We start from the raw sequence: 2,149 nt of genomic DNA, 5'->3' as shown, positions 1-2,149 counted from the left end.
GCCGATGGCTCGTCCTGCGCGTCATCGCGGCGTGCGCCGCGCGCTCGGACCGGCTGGGTTCGGCGTGGCCGAGAAGCCGGAACCGCGCGATCAGCGTCGTGTCGCCGGGCTCCGGCAGCACCGTCAGCGCGGCGGACCGGCCCACCGCGCGCAGGGCCAGGTCCAGATTCACCACCGCGGCACCGCAGGAGATGGTGCGGTCGCGCCCTGTCGGGTCGTGGAAGGGCAGCACCACGTCGTCCCGCTCGGCGAGTTCCACCACGCCGGGACGCATCCGCAACGACCACGGCTGGGTGTTGAGCACCGACGGCGCGCACGCCAGCGCCTCACCGAACACGTCGGTCTCCCAGCCCGCGGGCTCGGAGGAACTCATGCGGAATCCGGGTGCGGGTGGCCGGACAGCAGGATGTGCGTGGCCAGGCGCGCCGCGCGGGCGATCGCGCTGTCCGCGTCGGCGGCCCGGTCGTGGTGGTCGTCCTGCCCGGTGCCGGGTGCGGCGGTGGCCGACTCGAAACCGCGCAGCAGCGCGCCCAGCTCGTCACCGAGCCTGCGCACCGCGAGATTGATCATGCGCGGGTCCGGGCCGTGGTCGGTGGCGGCCGAGTCCGGTCGCAAAGCGGCGATCACCACCGCCGCGAGCTGTTGAGCCGCGAGGTCGGCCGGGTCCTGCATCCTCGTCGCCATGGGTCCCTCCCCCCGACGGGTTCTCCCTGGCGGCCCGAGCGCGATGGCGAATGCGGAGTCGGATCTCCTCCGCTCACGCCGTCCCGGGTCGCCTCCGGTCACCCGTATCGGTGCCGTGTGTCATGGTCGGCGTGTACCCGCCGGTCACCTCCGTGAACCCCGGCGTCTGCCGTGAGCGTCCGGTGTCCGTGCCGCTTCGTGCGGTGACCGTGCGGAAGCCGCATGTGTGGCGCCGCGTCACGCAGGCGCCGACGACGGTTCCGGGTCACTCCACCAGATGCGCCGGTTGGTGCGTCACAGACTCGATGTCGCTCGCGGTCGCGTCGAGCAGCTGGTGCGACAGATCCGCCAGTGCCCGCGCCACGGCGAGCTCGTCCCCGATCGCGGGGACGTCGGTGTCACGCGGATTGCGGCGCGCCAGCCCGCTTCCCGTGCGGCTCGTTCCGGATTCGGTCCGCAGCGTCGCCTCAGCCCTGGTCCGGTCGTCGTGCTCGTCGACGACGATCTCCATCGTCCACGTGTGTCGCATGGCGGTCCCTCCCGGCTCCCGGCCCACCCACCGTGGTGGGCGAGACATGTCCAGTCAATGCCGGGGCCGGTCGGGTGGGCAAGAGCCTTTGGTCCCCGCGGGGGCGTGGTCCCGCACGCCCCGTCGGCACCCGGGCCACGGCGCCCACGACGCCCGGCATCCACGCCACGGGGGCATCCCACGGGTGGCGATGTTGGCATCGTGCGGTGACGATGGCGGCACGGGCGTCCGCACCACGAACCACCGGCTCCACGGTGAGCGGACCAGGACGGATCAGAAGGCGAGTACCGTGATCGACCACTCCACCGTCACCGCCACGGGCGCACTGGCCGCCGACCTGCTCGACGAGGCACGCGCGGCGCACTCCCACCGCACCGCCCGCACGGTCGTCTCGGGCAACTCGCTGCGCGCGACGCTGATCGCGATGACCGGCGAGACGGAGCTGGCCGAGCACGACTCACCGCCTGCCGGGACACTGCAGGTGCTCTCCGGCACCGTGCTCCTGCGCACCCCGAGCAGGCAGTGGCAACTCTCGGACGGCGATCTCGCCGTCCTGCCGCCCGAACGGCACTCCGTGCACGCCGTCACCGACGCGACCGTGTTGTTGACGGTGGCTCTGCACTGACCCTCGGCGGGCTCAGCCGACGTCGGCGCCGACCTCCCCGACGTCGCGGACGAAGTCGAACCCGCGCCAGAACCCTCCGCGCACGGCGTGCTTGGCCTGTTCGTCGGACCAGGTGTCCACGCCACGGCCCTCGGCGTAGCGGAGCAGCTCACGATCGACCGCCGCGGGGATGCGCGGCCGGTCGATCTCGACCTCGGCGCACTGCGCGGGGGTGCCGCGCCGACACCACCGGGTGCCGTACTCCCGGCCCACCTCGAAGGGGTCGGCGTCGAGGTGCGGCTGTCCGGCCGCCTCGGACGCCGCCCCGCGAG

General features: G+C 73.3%; 4 protein-coding genes and 1 pseudogene. 1 reads left to right on the top strand and 4 read right to left on the bottom strand.

The features are described from left to right. The 3 genes and pseudogenes from SACSA_RS25560 to SACSA_RS0101670 form a co-directional block, all read right to left on the bottom strand. A pseudogene (locus tag SACSA_RS25560) lies at window positions 1-373 on the bottom strand (Acg family FMN-binding oxidoreductase); the annotation flags it as partial. Continuing rightward, on the bottom strand, window positions 370-684 hold the full coding sequence (locus tag SACSA_RS0101675) for a hypothetical protein (RefSeq protein WP_019813011.1): 315 nt from the start codon (window positions 682-684) through the stop codon (window positions 370-372). The pseudogene SACSA_RS25560 and the gene SACSA_RS0101675, both read right to left, overlap by 4 nt. Before the next feature lie 265 nt (window positions 685-949). Then, window positions 950-1,213, bottom strand: a complete 264-nt coding sequence (locus SACSA_RS0101670) for a DUF1876 domain-containing protein (protein ID WP_028661434.1) — start codon at window positions 1,211-1,213, stop codon at window positions 950-952. A gap of 289 nt (window positions 1,214-1,502) precedes the next feature. Here SACSA_RS0101670 and SACSA_RS0101665 point away from each other — a divergent pair, with 289 nt between their 5' ends. Beyond that, window positions 1,503-1,838 (top strand): cupin domain-containing protein, encoded by a 336-nt coding sequence (locus SACSA_RS0101665; protein ID WP_028661433.1) that lies wholly within the window; start codon window positions 1,503-1,505, stop codon window positions 1,836-1,838. Window positions 1,839-1,850: 12 nt separating this feature from the next. Here the strand turns inward: SACSA_RS0101665 and SACSA_RS21005 are convergent. Then, window positions 1,851-2,149 (bottom strand): hypothetical protein (locus SACSA_RS21005; RefSeq protein WP_048876316.1); only part of this gene is annotated, 299 nt, incomplete at its 5' end.

Origin of the sequence: Saccharomonospora saliphila YIM 90502, assembly GCF_000383795.1 — a bacterium.
GTDB classification, from domain to species: domain Bacteria; phylum Actinomycetota; class Actinomycetes; order Mycobacteriales; family Pseudonocardiaceae; genus Saccharomonospora; species Saccharomonospora saliphila.
This window is presented reverse-complemented; position numbering and strand designations above follow the sequence as displayed.

Excerpts from the sequence above, each read along its gene's own strand:
- SACSA_RS0101675 (WP_019813011.1), bottom strand. The coding sequence starts at position 684 with ATGGCGACGAGGATGCAGGACCCGGCCGACCTCGCGGCTCAACAGCTC.
- SACSA_RS0101670 (WP_028661434.1), bottom strand. The coding sequence starts at position 1,213 with ATGCGACACACGTGGACGATGGAGATCGTCGTCGACGAGCACGACGAC.